The 18,784-nt window shown below is 32.8% G+C and carries 22 protein-coding genes; 15 read left to right on the top strand and 7 right to left on the bottom strand.

Annotation, left to right across the window (positions count from 1 at the left end):
• Positions 1 to 40: 40 nt before the first annotated feature.
• The gene (locus tag LPB248_RS02215; RefSeq protein ID WP_111423417.1) at positions 41 to 676 is read right to left on the bottom strand and encodes a GNAT family N-acetyltransferase; all 636 of its coding nucleotides are present in this window, start codon (positions 674 to 676) and stop codon (positions 41 to 43) included.
• Positions 677 to 877: 201 nt separating this feature from the next.
• Between LPB248_RS02215 and LPB248_RS02220 the strand changes: the two genes are divergently transcribed.
• Positions 878 to 1,141 (top strand): hypothetical protein, encoded by a 264-nt coding sequence (locus LPB248_RS02220; protein ID WP_177209979.1) that lies wholly within the window; start codon positions 878 to 880, stop codon positions 1,139 to 1,141.
• A 4-nt stretch (positions 1,142 to 1,145) separates the two neighbouring features.
• On the opposite strand, the gene LPB248_RS02225 is transcribed toward LPB248_RS02220, so the two are convergent.
• Positions 1,146 to 3,416, bottom strand: coding sequence for a M1 family metallopeptidase (locus LPB248_RS02225; RefSeq protein WP_177209980.1), 2,271 nt, complete (start codon positions 3,414 to 3,416; stop codon positions 1,146 to 1,148).
• Positions 3,417 to 3,601: 185 nt separating this feature from the next.
• Between LPB248_RS02225 and LPB248_RS02230 the strand changes: the two genes are divergently transcribed.
• The 3 genes from LPB248_RS02230 to LPB248_RS02240 all read left to right on the top strand — a co-directional run bounded on the left by LPB248_RS02230 (position 3,602) and on the right by LPB248_RS02240 (position 5,679).
• The gene (locus LPB248_RS02230) at positions 3,602 to 4,453 is read left to right on the top strand and encodes an aldose 1-epimerase family protein (RefSeq protein ID WP_177209981.1); all 852 of its coding nucleotides are present in this window, start codon (positions 3,602 to 3,604) and stop codon (positions 4,451 to 4,453) included.
• 9 nt (positions 4,454 to 4,462) lie between these two features.
• A complete protein-coding gene (locus tag LPB248_RS02235; protein WP_177209982.1) occupies positions 4,463 to 5,011 on the top strand; it encodes a GNAT family N-acetyltransferase in 549 nt (182 codons plus the stop codon).
• Positions 5,012 to 5,124: 113 nt separating this feature from the next.
• Positions 5,125 to 5,679: a DUF3575 domain-containing protein gene (locus LPB248_RS02240; RefSeq protein WP_177209983.1), complete on the top strand. Its 555-nt coding sequence runs from the start codon at positions 5,125 to 5,127 to the stop codon at positions 5,677 to 5,679.
• Between the two features lies 1 nt (position 5,680).
• Here LPB248_RS02240 and LPB248_RS02245 read toward each other — a convergent pair whose 3' ends face one another.
• Both LPB248_RS02245 and LPB248_RS02250 read right to left on the bottom strand, forming a co-directional pair.
• Positions 5,681 to 5,905 carry a VF530 family DNA-binding protein gene (locus LPB248_RS02245; protein WP_177209984.1) on the bottom strand — a complete coding sequence of 75 codons (225 nt, stop codon included), beginning with the start codon at positions 5,903 to 5,905 and terminating at the stop codon, positions 5,681 to 5,683.
• 106 nt (positions 5,906 to 6,011) lie between these two features.
• Positions 6,012 to 6,668 (bottom strand): outer membrane beta-barrel protein, encoded by a 657-nt coding sequence (locus LPB248_RS02250; RefSeq protein WP_177209985.1) that lies wholly within the window; start codon positions 6,666 to 6,668, stop codon positions 6,012 to 6,014.
• 139 nt (positions 6,669 to 6,807) lie between these two features.
• On the opposite strand from LPB248_RS02250, the gene smpB reads away from it, so the two are divergent.
• From smpB to LPB248_RS02265, 3 genes are all read left to right on the top strand, one after another.
• The gene (gene smpB, locus LPB248_RS02255) at positions 6,808 to 7,263 is read left to right on the top strand and encodes an SsrA-binding protein SmpB (RefSeq protein ID WP_177209986.1); all 456 of its coding nucleotides are present in this window, start codon (positions 6,808 to 6,810) and stop codon (positions 7,261 to 7,263) included.
• 81 nt (positions 7,264 to 7,344) lie between these two features.
• Entirely contained in the window at positions 7,345 to 7,983 is a 639-nt protein-coding gene (locus tag LPB248_RS02260) for a hypothetical protein (RefSeq protein ID WP_177209987.1), read from the top strand.
• A gap of 87 nt (positions 7,984 to 8,070) precedes the next feature.
• Positions 8,071 to 9,120 (top strand): Fic family protein, encoded by a 1,050-nt coding sequence (locus tag LPB248_RS02265; RefSeq protein ID WP_177209988.1) that lies wholly within the window; start codon positions 8,071 to 8,073, stop codon positions 9,118 to 9,120.
• Positions 9,121 to 9,151: 31 nt separating this feature from the next.
• Here the strand turns inward: LPB248_RS02265 and LPB248_RS02270 are convergent, their stop codons facing one another.
• Positions 9,152 to 9,793, bottom strand: coding sequence for a protein-L-isoaspartate(D-aspartate) O-methyltransferase (locus tag LPB248_RS02270; RefSeq protein ID WP_177209989.1), 642 nt, complete (start codon positions 9,791 to 9,793; stop codon positions 9,152 to 9,154).
• 212 nt (positions 9,794 to 10,005) lie between these two features.
• Between LPB248_RS02270 and LPB248_RS02275 the strand changes: the two genes are divergently transcribed.
• From LPB248_RS02275 to LPB248_RS02310, 8 genes are all read left to right on the top strand, one after another.
• Positions 10,006 to 10,971, top strand: a complete 966-nt coding sequence (locus LPB248_RS02275) for a Gfo/Idh/MocA family protein (protein WP_111369704.1) — start codon at positions 10,006 to 10,008, stop codon at positions 10,969 to 10,971.
• Between the two features lie 87 nt (positions 10,972 to 11,058).
• Positions 11,059 to 11,946, top strand: coding sequence for a 3-hydroxyacyl-CoA dehydrogenase family protein (locus LPB248_RS02280; protein WP_177209990.1), 888 nt, complete (start codon positions 11,059 to 11,061; stop codon positions 11,944 to 11,946).
• An 8-nt stretch (positions 11,947 to 11,954) separates the two neighbouring features.
• Positions 11,955 to 12,545, top strand: coding sequence for a hypothetical protein (locus LPB248_RS02285; protein ID WP_177209991.1), 591 nt, complete (start codon positions 11,955 to 11,957; stop codon positions 12,543 to 12,545).
• A complete protein-coding gene (locus LPB248_RS02290) occupies positions 12,542 to 13,201 on the top strand; it encodes a YggS family pyridoxal phosphate-dependent enzyme (protein WP_177209992.1) in 660 nt (219 codons plus the stop codon). The genes LPB248_RS02285 and LPB248_RS02290 overlap by 4 nt, the downstream gene beginning before the upstream one ends.
• A gap of 86 nt (positions 13,202 to 13,287) precedes the next feature.
• On the top strand, positions 13,288 to 14,649 hold the full coding sequence (locus LPB248_RS02295; protein ID WP_177209993.1) for an exonuclease domain-containing protein: 1,362 nt from the start codon (positions 13,288 to 13,290) through the stop codon (positions 14,647 to 14,649).
• Between the two features lie 30 nt (positions 14,650 to 14,679).
• On the top strand, positions 14,680 to 15,519 hold the full coding sequence (locus LPB248_RS02300) for an ion transporter (RefSeq protein WP_177209994.1): 840 nt from the start codon (positions 14,680 to 14,682) through the stop codon (positions 15,517 to 15,519).
• 152 nt (positions 15,520 to 15,671) lie between these two features.
• Positions 15,672 to 16,601, top strand: coding sequence for a tRNA (adenosine(37)-N6)-dimethylallyltransferase MiaA (gene miaA, locus LPB248_RS02305; protein ID WP_177209995.1), 930 nt, complete (start codon positions 15,672 to 15,674; stop codon positions 16,599 to 16,601).
• Between the two features lie 15 nt (positions 16,602 to 16,616).
• Entirely contained in the window at positions 16,617 to 17,363 is a 747-nt protein-coding gene (locus tag LPB248_RS02310) for an acyl-[acyl-carrier-protein] thioesterase (RefSeq protein ID WP_177209996.1), read from the top strand.
• Positions 17,364 to 17,562: 199 nt separating this feature from the next.
• Here the strand turns inward: LPB248_RS02310 and LPB248_RS02315 are convergent, their stop codons facing one another.
• The gene (locus LPB248_RS02315; RefSeq protein WP_177209997.1) at positions 17,563 to 18,096 is read right to left on the bottom strand and encodes a hypothetical protein; all 534 of its coding nucleotides are present in this window, start codon (positions 18,094 to 18,096) and stop codon (positions 17,563 to 17,565) included.
• Positions 18,083 to 18,772 (bottom strand): peptide chain release factor H, encoded by a 690-nt coding sequence (prfH, locus tag LPB248_RS02320; protein ID WP_177209998.1) that lies wholly within the window; start codon positions 18,770 to 18,772, stop codon positions 18,083 to 18,085. The genes LPB248_RS02315 and prfH overlap by 14 nt, the downstream gene beginning before the upstream one ends.
• Positions 18,773 to 18,784 lie beyond the last annotated feature (12 nt).

Genomic DNA, 18,784 nt, shown 5'->3' on the forward strand with positions numbered 1-18,784 from the left:
TCGTATTTAGCAGTTTGAGATTTTTTCTAATTAATTTGACTTAAACAAACAATGACAATATTTTATTTAAAAATAAAGCTTGCTTTATTTTTCTAAGTCTGTTTAAGACAGCCTCATTAAAAGGATGTCTTGGCGGTGTTTTTTGTTTTTCTTTTGGGTCGTATAACATTCCTGTACAAAGACACATTTTGTTTTCTTTGCTTTGCAGAATATGATAGTTTGTACATGTTTTACATCCTGCCCAAAAACTCGGATCGGTTGTAAGTTCTGAAAACGGAACTGGCTTATAACCTAATTCAGAGTTAATTTTCATTACAGCCAAACCAGTTGTAATTCCAAATATTTTAGCGTCTGGAAATCTTTTCAAAGAATATTCAAAAACTTTTGATTTTATCTTTTTAGCTAAACCATGACTTCTATAATCTGGATGTACAATTAATCCAGAATGTGCAACAAATTTTCCGTGCTGCCAGCTTTCTATATAGCAAAAACCTGCAAACTTTCCATCAGCCAAAGCAATCATTGCATCACCGTTTGCCATTTTTTTCTGAATGTACTCAGGAGTTCTTTTAGCAATCCCCGTGCCTCTTAACAAGGCAGATGATTCTATCGTATCGCAGATTTCTTGTGCGTATTTGAAGTGTTCTTCCTGGGTAACAACAATAGAGATCTTCATTTCAATTATTGAAGTTAGAGTTAAAAATTAAAGCATATTGATTCGTTTGAAATCCAGAATTGAATCCAATAAAATTAAGCAAAATAGAAGTAACATTCTCAAAATCAAAAACTTGATTAAGAAAATTTACAAAATAATAAATACTTTTAGGATATGTTTGTCCAATGGACAAATTATGTGATTTCAAAATGAAAAATGGATATGAATAAATATACGGCTATAAAACTCAGTGAACACTATAGAGATAGTGTCCGTACTTCGGGAGAAGTAATCGGTGAGTTTGTCCGTGACAAAGAAGTTATATGTAAACTTATTTTATTCATCGGTGCAAAAGTACATTATTTTTTTATTTTCAAAACAAAAAATAAAAATTCTAACATTTTTTTTACGTTTTGTGAATATACTAAAAAACAAAACCCGATAATTATTTCTAATTGTCGGGTTTTCAAGACTTTAAACTTTTAAAATATTACTTTTTTGTAAACGGAATAACTTGCCCATTTCCTATAAGTATCAAATCGAAACCAGTTTTTGCTTCATTAAACTTGATTTTTAAACCAGCTCTAGCAGATTCGAAAGTATCTTTTTCGTTTGCAACAGGCTCTAATGCAAACTTAGGATAGTTTGGAAGTTCTGCATTTAAAACACTATTTTTCTCTGTCAATTCAATTGTTAAAGGAGATTTTGCAGTAATGTAGTTTCCTATATACGGATCTAAAATAATATCTTTTTCTACCTTACCTTTTCCCGCCGTCCAAACATTATTAGACGTATTGTTGTCTGGAAAAGCATTATCTGGATCTAAAGTGATGCTTTCGATCTCTTCAGTCGAATTATGTTTGAAAGACCAAGAATTATTTCTCTGCCAAATTTCTACCGGCAAATTAACTCTTGTCACTTTTCCGCTTTTTGTTTTTACATCTAAAACAATTGGCATAGGCATTTTATCAAAGTTTTCAACTGTGATTACAGCACCTTTAGACGGATCATTTTTTACATATTTCACAGAATTGACACCTTGGTCGAAACGCCAATTGTTTACATACCAGCTTCTCCAGAACCAGCTTAAATCTTCTCCTGCTACATTTTCCATAGATCTAAAGAAATCGTCTGGTTGCGGATGTTTGTATGCCCAACGTTGAATATAAGTTCTAAAAGCAGTATCAAAACGTTCTTTCCCTAAAATTTGCTCTCTTAAAATAACTAAACCTGCACTTGGTTTAAAGTAGCATAACATACCAATATTAGCTTCCTTCATGTTGTCAGGAGAACTCATAATCGTTTCTAAGTCAGGTCTAGTAAAAGGTTCTGCCATATCATGTAAATTTGTTGGCCCTTCTTTATATTCACCATTGTTAAATGCAGCAGTACTTAATGAGTTAATGAAAGTATTAAATCCTTCATCCATCCAAGCAAATAATCTTTCGTTTGACCCTACGATCATTGGGAACCAGATATGACCAAATTCGTGATCTGTAACTCCCCAAAGATCTTGTCCTTTAGATTTCCATCCACAGAAAACAATTCCAGGATATTCCATTCCTCCTTCATTCCCCGCAACGTTTGTCGCTACTGGATAAGGATATTCGAACCATTGTTTTGAATAATGCTCGATTGATGCTTTTACATATTCTGTAGAACGCCCGTAAGCACCTTGCCCGGCACTTTCAACAGGATAAGCAGATAATGCTAATGCTTTTTTACCGCTAGGAAGATTAATTTTTGCTCCATCTAATATAAAAGCTGGAGATGATGCCCAAGAGAAATCACGTGCATTTTTAATTTTATAATGCCATGTTTTATCTGTTCCACCATTTGCATTTGAGGCTGAATTTACTTCTTGCTCAGAACGAATTGTTACCGTTTTATCATTGTTTGCTGCATCTTTATATTTTTTGAAATGATCTGCAGAAAGCACTTCCTGACCATTTAATAATTCACCAGAAGCAACTACAAAGTGATTCCCAGGAACGGTTAATTTTACATCGAAATCGCCATATTCTAGATAAAACTCAGATGCACCTAAATAAGGCGCTGTATTCCATCCTCTCACATCATCGTACACGCACATACGTGGATACCATTGTGCAATTGTAAAGATTTTTCCGTTTTTAGTTTCTAAAACCCCCATTCTATCCGATCCTTCAAAAGGTGCAATGAAAGAGAACTCAATTTTAATTTTTACAGAAGCTCCTTTTGCAGCCAATTCCTGAGGAAGGAAAATCTGCATTCTAGTATCTGTAACTATATATTTAGCATCAACTTCTGTTTTGTTTTTTCCTCCAGAAATTACCTTTACAGATTTAATTTTATTTCCACCATCAAAAACTTGTCCTTGAGCACCGTTACGGCTTCCTGTTAAAGGTACAACAGCGTTCCCTCTAGAGTCTTCTTTAAATAAGTTCTGATCTAAATTCAACCAAAGAAAAGATAATTTATTTGGACTATTATTAGTATAAGTAATTTCATCTGTCCCTACAATCTCATTTGTAGTTCCATTTAATTTTGCCGTAATCTGGTAATCGGCTCTATTCTGCCAATATTCTACTCCTGGCTCACCGCTCGCAGTACGGGTTGATGTAGCATTTTTGGTGTAGAAATGAGGTCCAAAGGCATCATGATAATTGTAATTGTTTACTGGATTTGCTGCTGGTGCTGACGGAGTTTGCTGCGCCCATACTGAAGAAATCCCAAAAAATAAAGCCGCGGTTAAAATGGCTTTTGCAGATTGCTTTTTCATATTTTTTAGCTGTTTATGTAGCAAATTAATGAAAAAAAAAGCTATTTACAGAGATATTTCAAAACATAAATTCAATTTTAGCAAAATTTTACCAATAAAATAATTTAAGCCTTTTTCTTAAAAAAATAAATTTTATAAAATATATTTACATCTATTAAAAGAACATTCATTTTAGATTCAACATTGTGACTACAACTATCTCAAATTCTATATTAAAAGCTTCTATTAAACATGCTGGAGCCGAATTATTTTCTATAAAAAACAATCAAAACAACGAATACATCTGGGAAGGCAATCCAGATTTTTGGGGTAAGCATTCACCAGTCCTTTTTCCAATTGTAGGAACTTTAAAAAATAACACCTATACAATCAATGAAAAAGAATATCATCTGTCACGACATGGATTCGCGCGTGACATGGATTTTGAATTGATTGAACAAACAGAGAATAAAGCTGTTTTCTCTCTTAAATCCTCTGCAGAAACATTACAGAAATATCCTTTTGAGTTTGAATTACAGCTTATATATACACTTAATGAAAATGCATTAGAACTTGAATACAAAGTAATAAATAACGGAAAAGAAAAAATGCCTTTTTCACTTGGAGCGCATCCAGCAATCGCACTTCCTGACAATTTTGAAGATTATGCCTTCCAATTCGAAAAAGAAGAAAATTTAAAGTATTACCTTCTTGAAAACGATTTGATTTCTTCTAAGACCAAAGTTTTAGAAACAAAAGACAATTTAGTTCCTTTAAATTATGAGCTTTTTAAGAATGACGCTTTAATTTTCAAAACATTAGAATCCAAATCATTGACTATTCTCAACAACTCAAAACCGTATGTAAAAGTTAGCTATAATGATTTTCCAAGTTTAGGAATCTGGACAAAAGAAAATGCGCCATTTATCTGCATTGAGCCTTGGCTTGGCTATTCAGATACTGATGAAAACACTGGCGATTTATACAAAAAAGAAGGAATTTTGATTTTGGATGGAAACAAAAATTTCAGTGCAAAATTTAGTATTACTATATTATAACAAAACAAAATGTTAGATTTTAACTTTACTCCATTTCCAATAATAGAAACAGAACGTTTAATTTTAGACAGACTAACAGATAAAGATGTACAGGAAGTCTTTGAATTACGCTCTAATCCTGAAAACATGAAATATATTCCTAGACCTCTGGCAAAAGATCATGAGGATGCTTTGGAGCTCATTAGAATGATTGATGAAAAAATTGATACTAATGAAGGAATAAACTGGAGTGTCCGATTTAAAAATGATTCTAAATTAATTGGAATTATTGGATATTACAGAATGCAACCAGAAAATTACCGCGCTGAAATTGGCTACATTCTTTCACCCGATCATCATGGAAAAGGAATTGTAACAGAAGCAGTAAACCAACTGATTAAATATGGTTTCGAAGATTTAAAACTACATTCAATTGAAGCTGTAATTGATCCAGAAAATTATGCCTCTGAAAAGGTATTGCAAAAATGTGGCTTTATAAAAGAAGCTCATCTAAAAGAAGTAGAATTTTGGGACGGAAAATTTATAGATAAGGTAATTTACTCATTATTAGAAAAGTAGAGTTTTATACTTGTTAAAAAAATCTTATAGACAATAGTTATCTACCATTATACGTTATATTTGCGCTCAAAATCAGCAAAAAAAGAGCTGCTTTTAAATTCCAAAAATATCTTATGAAAAAATTATTCGCCCTACTTGTTCTTTTATTTTGTGTGCAAATGCAAAGTCAGACTTTTGTGAAATTTAATGGAGCTACAGCTTTGTTGGCTATCCCTAACATTGGCATTGAAACCAGTATAGGAGAAAAAACAACTTTTAGCACCGATGTAATGGCTTCATTTTGGGAGTCTTTTAATGGCCATAGCCCTATGAAGTTTGTTACTGTTACTCCCGAAATTCGTTATCATTTTAAAGAAAAGTACAATGGTTTTTATGCAGGTGCGCATATAGGTTTTGACAAGTACGAAATACAAAAGTGGAACTATTGGGGTAGCAACCATTACGAAGATGGTTTTGGCTACAGACTTGGCGCTACAGTAGGTTACAATCTAAAACTAAGCGATAAATTTTTACTTGACTTTTTTGTAGGTGGTGGATGGCACCAAGGATTTTATCACGGATACTATAATGACGGAACTCCAGGAAGATATGAAAAAGCAGTACACTGGAACAAAAGTGGTGAGTGGCTACCGTATCGTGGCGGAGTTATGATTTCATACAAATTATAAATCAGCTTAACTTAAGAAGTGTTTTGATGTAAAGCTCCTCTACTTTCTTACGAGCCCAATCTGTTTTTCTTAAAAAAGTAAGACTTGATTTTACACTTGGATTTGAAATAAAGCATTTTATCGGAATTAGTTCGCCTAAAGTATCAAACCCATAATAATTGACTAAGGTTTCGACAACTTTTTGAAGTGTAATTCCGTGTAAAGGATCTTTAGATTGATTTTGCATTTTATACTTTTTAAATAATATCAAAAGACCGTACTTCAAAAAAGTACGGTCTTCTTTTTTTGCAAAATTACTAAAAGAATTTTACGTTAATCAAATAAAGAATAAATTAGAATATAAATTTAAAACCTACAGAAATTGGAGTTGTTAAATTTGAAGCACTTCCACCTAAAGCTGTATTATAATAAGAATCAACATTGGCAACATGAGCTAATCCAAAATTTGTAACAGTGGTTTTCTCTCCATTCTCTGGCTTTAGAGTTGTAGAAGTAAAGTTTGCCAAATCATAAGAGAACTCAACTGAGAAATTCTTAGTTACAAAATAATCCAAACCTCCTGATACAGAAACCCCAACTTGATTTACTTTTAAGTTGCTTTCTTTTTCTTTCCCAGTGATAACAGGTATCGCAGCTTGTCCGAAGAAATATAAAGAACCCGCTACATTCCAATATTTTCTAACTAAAGGCTGAAAAACAAATAAATCTGTTTTAGCAAGTGTTTTAACATCTGTACTTCCTTGCGGATACCCATCTGATTTAATATTAATATAGCCTATTCCTGCACCTACAGCCACAGATGGCGTAATAAATGTTCCTACAATTGGAAGCACCGATAAATTAGTTCCTTTTACATCTCCACTTTTAGTTTGCTGATAACCAAACTGAGAAGTTGCAAACCAAGCTCCTTTTAACCCTTGAGACGAATCTTGAGCTTTAGCAGTTAAACCGATTAACACCATACTCACTAATGTTACAATCTTTTTCATTTTATTTTGTTTTTTTAATTACAAGGCAAACTTATAGGTAAGTTTTTTCCTTAATACTGATTAAAATCATAGATTAAAAAAAATCTTTAATTATCTTTAACTGCTACATTATTTTCAATTTTGTTTTACATTTGCAACTATGATAAAATCAGTCAATATACTTAACAAAAGAGCCCGATTCGATTACGAAATAATCGATACTTATACTGCTGGAATTGTTTTGGCAGGAACAGAAATTAAATCTATACGTTTAGGAAAAGCAAATATTACCGAAAGCTTCTGTGAGTTTAGTGGCATGGAACTTTTTGCTATTAATACTTATATTGAAGAATATTCTTTTGGAAATCAATTCAATCATAAATCCAGAAGCGAAAGAAAATTGCTTTTAAATAAAAAAGAATTAAAAACACTTCATAAAAATGTTCAGGCAAAAGGTTTAACTATCGTGCCTTTAAAGCTATTTACAAACGAAAAAGGTTTGGCAAAACTACAAATCGGTCTTTGTAAAGGAAAAAAGAATTACGACAAACGTGAATCTTTAAAAGAACAAGACACCAAACGTGATTTAGATCGCATTAAAAAAGCTTATAATTAAAACCAAATTTAATTTTCTCTAAATGATACATTTATAATATTTTATCGTTATTTTTATTACAAAATAATTTAACTGTAAAATATGAAAAAGTACTTAGTTTTGTTTTTCGCTATAGCAGCGTTTTCAAGTTGCGGCAGTAATACATCTATTGTAAACAGCTGGAGAGATCCAGATGTAACAATTACACAAGAACAATTTAAAAAAGTTTTGGTGGTAGCTTTAGTCAAAGATGAAGCTTCGAGACGAATCATCGAAAACAGAATTGCTGCTGGCAATCCGGTATTTAAAACTTCGTATCAGTATTTAAATGCAACCTCTGAATTATCACAAGAACAAAAACTAAAGGTTTTACAAGACGAAAACTTTGACGGCGTAATTAGTATGCGTTTGGTCAGTAAAGAAAAAGAAGTTAATTATGTTCCCGGCACTTATACAGGAATGTATTATGGCGGTTTTGACGGAATGTATACAGGCATGTATGGATACGGTTTTGGGAACTGGTATGGCATGTATTCTCCAAACTTTTATGACCCAGGTTATTACCAAGAGACTACTTCTTACATGGTGGAAACCAATGTGTTTTCATTAAAACAAAATAAATTAATCTGGACAGGAACTACAGAATCACAATATGTAACCGATTTAGGACAAACAGTAGACGCGATTATGCAAACTGTAGTAAAGGAAATGCGTAAAGATGGTTCTCTACCTCCTAAATAAAATAAAAATAAAAGCAACTTAAAAATGTTGCTTTTTTTATGATTAACTTTATGACTATTTTTGTCAAGACTATAATTTTCATCAAAAATGAAATCACTTTTAAAAAATGCAAGAGAGCAAAAAGGTCTTAAAACCCGTGAGTTGGCTCAACTGGCGGGAATAGATCAAGCATTAATCAGTAAATTTGAATCGGGAACGCGTAAACCAACAAAAGAACAAATTTCAAAACTAGCCCAGCTTTTAGAAATTGATTACGAAACTTTAATGATTGCCTGGCTTAAAGAAAAAATTCTTTATGAAATTGGCGATGAAGAATTTGCTTTGAAAGCATTAAAAGTTACTGAAGACGAAATCAAATACAACAAGACAGTCTCTAATCTTAAACTATCTACTTCTTTAGAAAAAATCTTAAAAGAAATTGATCTTCTAAAAGAAAAATTAGATTCATACAGACAATTCGACAGCTTTAAGATCAAACAAGCATTGGAACTTGAATATACATTTGAAAGCAATAGAATTGAAGGAAATACTATGACTCTTCGTGAAACAGATATGGTTATAAATGAAGGTTTAACAATTTCTGGAAAAAGCATGCGAGAGCATCTTGAAGCTATTAATCATCAAGAAGCAATTGCTTTTATTAAAGATTTAATGAACAAAAACAATTCACTAAACGAGCGCGATCTTTTATCAATTCATAATTTAATTCTAAGAGGAATAATTCCCGAAGATGCGGGACGATATAGAAAAGTTCAGGTTATGATTCAAGGAAGCACTCACATGCCTCCACAACCTTTAATTGTTCCTCAAGAAATGGAAGAATATTTTACTTGGTATGAAATCAATAAAAATAAATTGCATCCTGTTATTTTGGCAGCCGAAATGCATGAAAGATTGGTTACAATTCATCCATTTATTGATGGCAATGGAAGAACTTCAAGATTAATAATGAATTTAATTTTAATGCAAAAAGGCTATCCGATTGCTAATATTAAAGGAGACTACGAAACCCGAATGCAATATTATCAGTCTTTAGAAATTGCTCAGACTAAAAAAGACAAAGACGATTTTTTTCTTTTTATAGCACAAAAAGAAAAAGAAAGTCTGGAAAGATATATTTCAATTCTTACTCAATAAAAAAAAGCCCAGCTAAAACTGGGCTTTCTCATTAATTTTTATCTTCTAATAGAGGAACAAATCTAAATTCTCCAAACTCATGTTTTTCAAATTGAGTTTCGTTCTTTCTAATCAATAAAGTCATAATCTGAACATCTTCTCCTAACGGAATAACCAATCTCCCTCCTATTTTCAATTGTGCCATTAAAGGCTGTGGAATAAAAGGCGCACCCGCTGTAACTATAATACTGTCAAACGGTGCAAAATTTGGCAATCCTTTATATCCATCTCCAAATGTAACATGCTTCGGACGGATATTTAATTTTGGAAATAAGTTTGATGTTGTTTTAAACAATTCACTTTGCCTTTCAACAGTATACACTTTAGCTCCAAGCATAAACAAAACAGCAGTCTGATAACCAGAACCAGTTCCGATTTCAAGAACTTTATGATCTCTTTTTACTTCTAACAATTGCGATTGAAAAGCAACTGTATATGGCTGCGAAATAGTTTGCCCTGCTCCAATAGGAAAAGCCTTATCTTGATAAGCATAATCTTCAAAACTTGAATTTAAAAAAAGGTGTCTCGGGATTTTTTTTATCGCATCCAGCACCGCTTTATCAGTAATTCCTTTCTGCTCTAAAGTAGTTACTAATTGATTACGAAGTCCTTGATGTTTGGCAGTGTCTTTCAAAATTAGGTAGGTTTTATTTTCGCAAAAATAAGAAACAAAACAGGATTTCAAATATTGATTTTTAAATAATAAATTAATACAGTCGAAAGCCAAAAGTCAAAAGTCAAAAAACACGTACGATAATTTACAATTCGCCATTTACAACACACAATTCGCTAAATTCATTTTCACGTTAAACAAATAAATTATATTTTTGTTTAAAATACATTCTCATGTTAAAAGTAGGAGTTTTAGGTGCTGGTCATCTTGGTAAAATACATTTACGCTTATTACAACAATCTGACAAATACGAATTAGTTGGATTTTACGACGAAAATCAAGAAAATGCCGAAAAAATCTCAAAAGAGTTTGGCTACAAAAACTTCAGTACAATTGCAAAACTCATTCACGCTGTCGACGTGATTGATATTGTAACTCCAACTCTCTCACACTATAAATGTGCTAAAGTTGCCATAAAATCAGGAAAACATATCTTTATTGAAAAACCAATTGCAAACACTGTAGAAGAAGCCGAAGAAATTATCGCTTTAGCAAATGAATACAATGTAAAAGGGCAAGTAGGTCACGTAGAGCGTTTTAATCCCGCTTTTATTGCTACGAAAAACATGATTGAAAATCCGATGTTTATAGAAACGCATCGTTTGGCAGAATTTAATCCGCGTGGTACAGACGTTCCTGTGGTTTTAGATTTAATGATTCATGATATTGATGCTATTTTAAGCGTTGTTAATTCAAAAGTAAAAGATATTCATGCAAGCGGTGTATCTGTAATTAGTGATACTCCAGATATTGCCAATGCCCGAATTGAATTTGAAAATGGCTGTGTTGCCAATTTAACAGCAAGCAGAATTTCTTTGAAAAACATGCGCAAATCACGTTTCTTTCAAAAAGACGCTTATATTTCTGTTGACTTTTTAGAAAAAAAATGTGAAGTAGTTCGTATGAAAGATGCGCCAGAAGTTCCTGGAGATTTTGATATGATTCTTCAAAATGCCGAAGGAGTTAAAAAACAAATTTATTTCACTAATCCAGATGTTGAGCAAAACAATGCAATCTTAGATGAATTAAATTCGTTTGCAGATGCAATAAACAACAATACAACTCCAGTTGTAACACTTGAACAAGCAACAGACGCATTACGTGTGGCGTATCAAATTATTGATTGTTTCAATAAATAGTTTAAAAAAAATCAAAATAAATAGCCACGAATTCACGAATTATTTGGTGAATTCGTGGCTAAATCATAAAAAAATATCTAGCACAAAATGAAAACAATAGCTGTAATTGGAGCAGGAACAATGGGTAACGGAATTGCTCATACCTTTGCGCAAAGCGGATTTACCGTAAAATTAATCGATGTTTCTGAAAAATCTTTAGACAAAGGAATGGCAACTATTGCTGCCAATTTGGATCGTATGTTATCTAAAGGCACAATAACTCAAGAAGACGTTACCAAAACTATCACTAACATCATTACTTATACTGATATTAAAGACGGTGTTGTAGGTGTTGATCTTGTTGTTGAAGCAGCTACTGAAAACGTTGAATTAAAACTGAACATCTTCAAACAATTGAATGAATATTGTTCACACAATACGATTTTAGCAACCAATACTTCTTCTATTTCTATTACACAAATCGGAGCTGTTGTAGCACATCCAGAGCGTGTTATCGGGATGCATTTTATGAATCCAGTGCCGATTATGAAATTGGTCGAAATCATCCGTGGATACAATACAAGTGATGAAGTAACCAAAATCATCATGGATTTATCTGAAAAATTAGGTAAAGTTCCCGTTGAAGTAAACGATTATCCAGGTTTCGTAGCAAACAGAATTTTGATGCCAATGCTAAACGAAGCAATCGAAACGTTATACAATAAAGTTGCCGGAGTTTACGAAATCGATACTGTAATGAAATTAGGAATGGGGCATCCAATGGGACCGCTTCAATTAGCCGACTTTATTGGTCTTGATGTTTGTCTTGCCATTCTAAATGTAATGTACGACGGATTCAAAAATCCTAAATATGCTCCTTGCCCGCTTTTAGTAAATATGGTTAGAGCCGGAAAACTAGGAGTGAAATCTGGAGAAGGTTTTTACGATTATAGCGAAAGCAAAAAAGCAGAGAAAATCTCGAAGCAGTTTATTTAGAAAATAGTATGAGGAATCTATTTGTATTTTTTACCTATTTTACACTGACAACTTGCTTTTCACAAAATACAAAAATAGATTCTGATCAACTTTTTACCACTCAACAGATTGATAGCATTTGTGAGAAAAACAACAGAAGTATTATTTCAGAAGGCAGTACAAACGTCATTCTTGAAACTAAAACTAAAAAAGAAAAACCAGTAATATCAAATGGTCGTGGGGGCTTCTCTTATCAGCTTTATTTAAATCACTTTAATGAGGAAAATTACAATGCGTTATCAAATGCAGAAAAAAGAAAATACAATATTGATAAGTATAGCAACTTAATAAAAGGATTATATCATCAGAGTATCCATTTTGAAAATTCTTATTCAGAAAATATTTATGGTGAATTTTATTATTTTAAAACAACTCTTTTCTATGCTAAAATTAAAATTGAAAGAATTGAAAAAAACAAAGAAAACATCTCTGAAATATTTAATTTAAGTATTGCTGATTTAAATGATCCAAGACCAATAAAAAATGTTTTTTTGAAGGATATCAAAAAAATGATAGAGGAAAAAAATAAAAAAATAATTGAGATTTATAATAATAAATGACAAGCATCAAACAAAATATAAACGCTATAAAAACTTCGTTACCTGAACACGTAACTCTCGTTGCCGTTTCAAAAACTAAACCTGTTTCAGACTTGATGCTGGCCTATGAAGCAGGTCAGCGCATTTTTGGAGAAAACAAAATTCAGGAAATGACTGAAAAATGGGAACAAATGCCAAAAGACATTCAATGGCATATGATTGGTCATGTTCAGTCGAATAAAGTCAAATTTATGGCGCCGTATGTCACTTTGATTCACGGGGTTGATAGCTTGAAATTATTGCAAGAAATCAACAAACAAGCTGTAAAAAACAATAAAACAATAGATTGTCTTCTTCAAATTTATATTGCTGAAGAAGAATCTAAATTTGGCTTAGACGAAAACGAATTAAATGAACTTTTAACTTCTGTGGAGTTTAAAGAGTTAAAAAATATTCGTATCTTAGGTTTAATGGGAATGGCAACATTCACAGAAGATCAAAACCAGATAAAAAAAGAATTTACCCGTTTAAAATCTATTTTTGATTCAACGCAAAAACTGCAGACCATTAACGATTTTAGCATCATATCTATGGGAATGTCTGGAGATTACAACCTAGCTATAGAATGCGGAAGCACAATGGTAAGAATTGGAAGCAGCATTTTTGGCGGACGTTAATAACTGTTGTAAAGGCGCACTGCAGCACGTAGAAAAACTGAACACTAATTTCGATAATAATCGAAACTGAACACTGAACACATAATTTGTACGCAATATTAGACATAGAAACAACTGGAGGACAGTTTAATGAAGAGGGAATTACCGAAATCGCCATCTATAAATTTGATGGGCATGAAGTAGTTGATCAATTCATCAGCCTTGTCAATCCTGAAATTCCAATCCAGCCTTTCGTTGTAAAACTGACTGGAATCAATAACGCTATGTTGCAGTCTGCACCAAAATTTTATGAAGTTGCAAAACGCATTATCGAAATTACTTCAGATTGCGTAATTGTTGCTCACAATGCTTCTTTCGATTATAGAATCCTTAGAACTGAATTTCGTCGTTTAGGTTACGATTTTGAAGCCAAAACACTTTGTACAGTTGAATTAGCAAAAAAACTAATTCCAGAACAGCCTTCATACAGTTTAGGAAAACTAGTCCGTGCACTTGGAATTCCAATGGCCGACAGACATCGCGCTAGCGGAGATGCTATGGCTACAACCAAGCTTTTTAAAATGCTTTTAGAAAAAGATGTCGAAAAAACTATCGTAAAAGATTTTATAAAACTCGAAGTCGAAAAAGGAATTTCTCCAAAATTTCTGGATATTTTAAGCCAAATGCCAACAAAAACAGGCGTTTATTACATCTATAACGAAAGTGGCACTTTAATTTACATCGGCAAAAGCCAAAACATCAAAAAAAGAGTCAATCAGCACTTTACTGGAGTTACTACTAAAAGCAAAAAGATTCAGGCAGAAGTTTTTACAATTACTTATGACGAAACTGGAAGCGAATTAATTGCACTTTTAAAAGAAAGTGAAGAAATAAAAATTAATCGTCCGCGCTATAATCGTGCACAGCGAAAAACAATTTTTCAATATGCCTTATATGCCGAAAAAGACGCTCAAGGATATTTGAATTTAAAATTAGAAAAAGCCGACGGACGAAAAAAAGAAATAACTTCTTTTGCTTCACTTCAAGAAGGCAAAAATGCTCTTTTCAGGTATACTGCAAAATATCGTTTATGCCAAAAACTAACTGGTTTATATCAAACCAAAAAAGAATGTTTTCAATATAAAATCAAAGAATGCGATGGCGCCTGTATTGGCGAAGTGACTCCCGAAGTTTATAATTTGAGAGTGCAGCAATTCATTTCTGAAAATAGTTTCGAAAACAAAAGCATGATTCTTATAGATAGAGGTCGAAATGTAAATGAAAGAAGCGCTGTTTTGATCGAAAACGGAATTTACAAAGGTTACGCCTATTACGATCTTAATTATCAGATTACAAACATCGATATCTTAAAAAATATCCTAACGCCAATGCAGCACAACCGAGATGTCAAAAACATCATTCAGAATTACATTCGCAAGAGCAAGTCATTGAAAATACTGCATTTTTAACAAAACAAAACTTTGATTATCTTTAAGGATATGAAAAAGACAAAATCACAATACGAGATCTTTAGAGAAAAAGTCAAAATCGTTCTATATGGCACCAATACCATCTTAGGACGAATGTTCGATTTAGTATTGCTAGGTTTAATCTTATTGAGCGTTCTTTTAATAATGCTTGATACTGTTGAAGGCGTTAGTTCTAAATATCACGAACAATTATTAGTCTGTGAATGGATCATTACCATATTCTTTACCATCGAATATGTACTAAGAATTATTTCAATCCAAAAACCAATCAAATACATTTTCAGCTTTTACGGAATCATCGATTTGCTTGCCGTCTTACCTATGTATTTGTCGATTTTTTTTCCTGGCGCGAGTATTTTATCAATCGTAAGAGCGTTACGTTTTCTCCGATTATTCAAGATTCTACATATTCCGCAAATCAATCATCAATCCTTACAACTAAAAGAAGCTATAGAAGCCAGCAAAGAAAAAATTCTGGTTTTTATTTATTTTGTCTTAATCAGCACCGTAATTATCGGTACAATCATGTATCTAGTTGAAGGCAGAGAATCTGGGTTTACCAGTATTCCAATGGGAATCTACTGGACAATTGTAACCTTAACAACGGTCGGTTATGGAGATATTTCGCCACAAACGCCACTTGGACAATTTATAGCCGCATTTGTAATGATTTTAGGTTACGGAATTATCGCCGTTCCAACCGGAATTGTAACCGCTGAATTTGCAAAAAGCAGTCTGAAAGGTAGTTTTGTAGGCACAAAAAAAACATGTAGAAAATGTCAGTCTCAAGTCCATTTCGATAATGCAAAATATTGCTACGAATGCGGAACCGAACTGCCAAATAATTAATTATAGAAGCTAATCCAGCTGTACATTCCAACTCCTCCTTATATTTGTAATTTTTTAAGGCATAAAAGGAGCTTCCGCTGGTCGCTCTTTTACACCAAAAAAATTCAACAAATATAAGTCCGGGGTTTCCATTTCCATCTGGGCTAAAAATTATGAAATATCTAATTACCATTGTCGGACCAACAGCTATAGGCAAAACAGCCTTGAGCATTGCTTTGGCACAACATTTTAAATGCGAAATCGTTTCTTGCGACAGCCGTCAATTTTTCAAAGAAATGACCATTGGAACCGCAGTTCCCAATCAGGAAGAATTAAGTTCTGCAAAGCACCATTTTATCCAAAATAAATCTATTTTTGAAAACTACACAGTTGGCGACTACGAAAAAGAATCTTTAGCTAAAATCGAAGAACTATTTCAAACCAGTGATTTTGTAATTCTTATCGGTGGTTCAGGATTATATGTTGATGCCATTTTAAAAGGTTTTGACGAATTTCCAGAAATTGATCCAAAAGTTCGACATGAAGTAAATTTAAACTACGAAAAACACGGAATCGAATATCTTCAGGAACAACTCAAAAATTTAGATCCAGAATATTATCAAAAAATAACTGTAGAAAATCCACAGACATTACAAAATCCACAGCGCATGATGCGTTTTGTTGAAGTTTGCATTGGAGCTCAAAAGCCATATTCTTCCTTTTTAAATCAGAAGAAAAACAATAGAAACTTCACTCCTATTCTAATCGGTTTAGATGCCGACAGAGAAATCATATACAGCAGAATTAACCATCGTGTTGATATTATGATGAACGAAGGATTATTAAAAGAAGCCGAAGCACTTTATCCTAACAAAGCGTTAAATGCACTTCAAACGGTCGGTTATAGAGAATTATTTAGTTATTTTGACGAAGAATTCACTTTGCCTTTTGCGATAGAAGAAATCAAAAAAAACACACGAAGATTCTCAAAAAGACAATTAACGTGGTTCAAACGAAACGAAAACACCAAATGGTTTGATTATTCAACTGACAGAAATGAGATTACTCATTACATCGAAGAAAATCTAAAATCATCAATCTAAAATCTAAAATTTACAATGCCAATATCTCCCAATTTCACATCAGTTTTAAGCAAAGACTGGGAAATCAATTTCACACAATGTACGCCTACAGGTTTTTTAAAATATACCGATTTGTGCAATATTTTACAATTAACCGCAGCTGCACATTCAGAAGTTGGCGGAATCAGCTTTTATGACATGCAGGAATTTGATCAGGCATGGGTTTTAAGCCGAATGCGTGTTGAAATTACGGCATTACCAAAATGGCAAGACGTTGTTACCGTAAAAACATGGATTAATAGCTTAGAAAACTCACGTTCTGTTCGTGCACTGGAAATGTATGTAAACGGAAAAAAAATAGTAGGTTGCGAAACCTATTGGGCAGTTTTCAATACAAAAGCACGTAGGCCAGAAGCTTTAGCACTGCCTTTTGAACATTTCGAACTATTCCCAGAAAACAGAGCAACGGAAGAAGGTTTTTCTAAAATAAACATCAATCATGAAAAAGAAGCCGTTTTCGAAAAAACAGTCTATCTATCCGATTTAGACATTGTAAATCATGTAAATAACGTAAAATATCTGGAATGGTGTTTGGATCATGTTGATCCAAAAAGAATCATGAAACAAGAAGTTAAAAGCTTCGAAATGAATTTCATGAAAGAACTTTCACTACAAGATAATGTTGTTATTCACGAAAGCGAAGACGACGATCACACAACAGCAACATTCAGCATTACAAAAGGCGAAAAAACATGTTTTGCTTTGGAATTGCATTGGAAGTAAAATTTATTTTAACCACAAGATTTACCACAATATTGTCATTTCGACGAAGGAGAAATCACACTCGAAACTCTACAAAAATTGGCGATTCTCTTTGTGTAAATACTAGTGCGATTTCTCCTTCGTCGAAATGACAAACGAGGTGTTTGCTTACACTTAAAAACAAAAAAACGATGCAATTTGCATCGTTTTTTCATCACAATCATTTCGATTTCTTTTTAGAACCTTTCTTTGTTTTTTTCTCTTTCTTCTTTTTCAGCAAATCAATTTTATTCTTGATTCTCTTCTCAACATCTGTAATATCATATTCATAATTGAATTGCAACAAATGAAGTTTCGCATTTTTAATCTCTTTTAATGCCTTCTTAAACTCATTTTGCGCTTCTAAAAGACTAGCTTTCTTGACATAAATCTCCGATTTATTGATTCCTTTTACTGTCAAAGCAAAATCAATTAATTTCTGTGCTTCTTCATAATCTTCATTTAAAATCAATGTTTTCAAATAATACGGATATACTTCAAGAGCATGAATATTAATCGCTAAAGCCAGCTGAAAATAAGACTTTGCTTCTTCATAATTCATTAATTGCTCTGCCTGAATTCTTCCATACAGACATAAAACCATTGTGTTTTTATCATCATAAGAAAAAGCATAATCCAAAGATTCTATTGTTCCTTCCAACCAAAACGGATAATTATCCAAAGCTTGAAAAAGGTATTTATCAGTTGTTTTCATTTCTTAAATCGTTTTTTAATTTCTGACGAGTTCCTTTGTAGCTTTTCTCCACTTTACTCTTTTTAAAATCGCTTCCAGTAAAAACTCTAATAGGATTTCCACGCTCTACATTGAGCTGGTTTTCCCATTGTTTCTCTACGTGATTTTTAAGCTGAACAAGTTTCTCGTCTTCTAATTTTCTTAATAATCTTTCTGTTGCCAGTTTTTTGTTTTGGTGTTGCGAACGGCTGTCCATTGCTACAACAGCAATTCCTGTCGGAATATGTGTCGCACGAATTGCCGAACTTACTTTATTTACATGCTGACCACCGGCGCCTGAACTTCGCATCGCCTGATATTGAATGTCATTCTCTGAAACTGATGCATTTTTCTGTGCTTCAATTTCAAAAATTCCAATAAACCAGTTTTTGCGTTTGTGCATTTTCCTAAACTGACTCTGACCAATCCACTGAATCGTTCCGACCCAAGATTTCACAAACTGGTCGACATTTTTTCCTTTTACAGAAATCGATACAGTTTCAATCGTTCCATTTTCTTCTCCCTTTTCTCTTTGGAGTAAAACAACATCTAAATCCTGATCTTGAGCTTCCTCCAAAACTTTTTTAAGTACTTGGGCAACAACCCAAGTGCATTCTGCAGGTCCGCGACCTGCTGTTATTTGAATTATTCTTTCCATTTTTAAATCTCT

The organism is Flavobacterium sp. LPB0248 (genome assembly GCF_013388355.1).
Lineage (GTDB): Bacteria > Bacteroidota > Bacteroidia > Flavobacteriales > Flavobacteriaceae > Flavobacterium.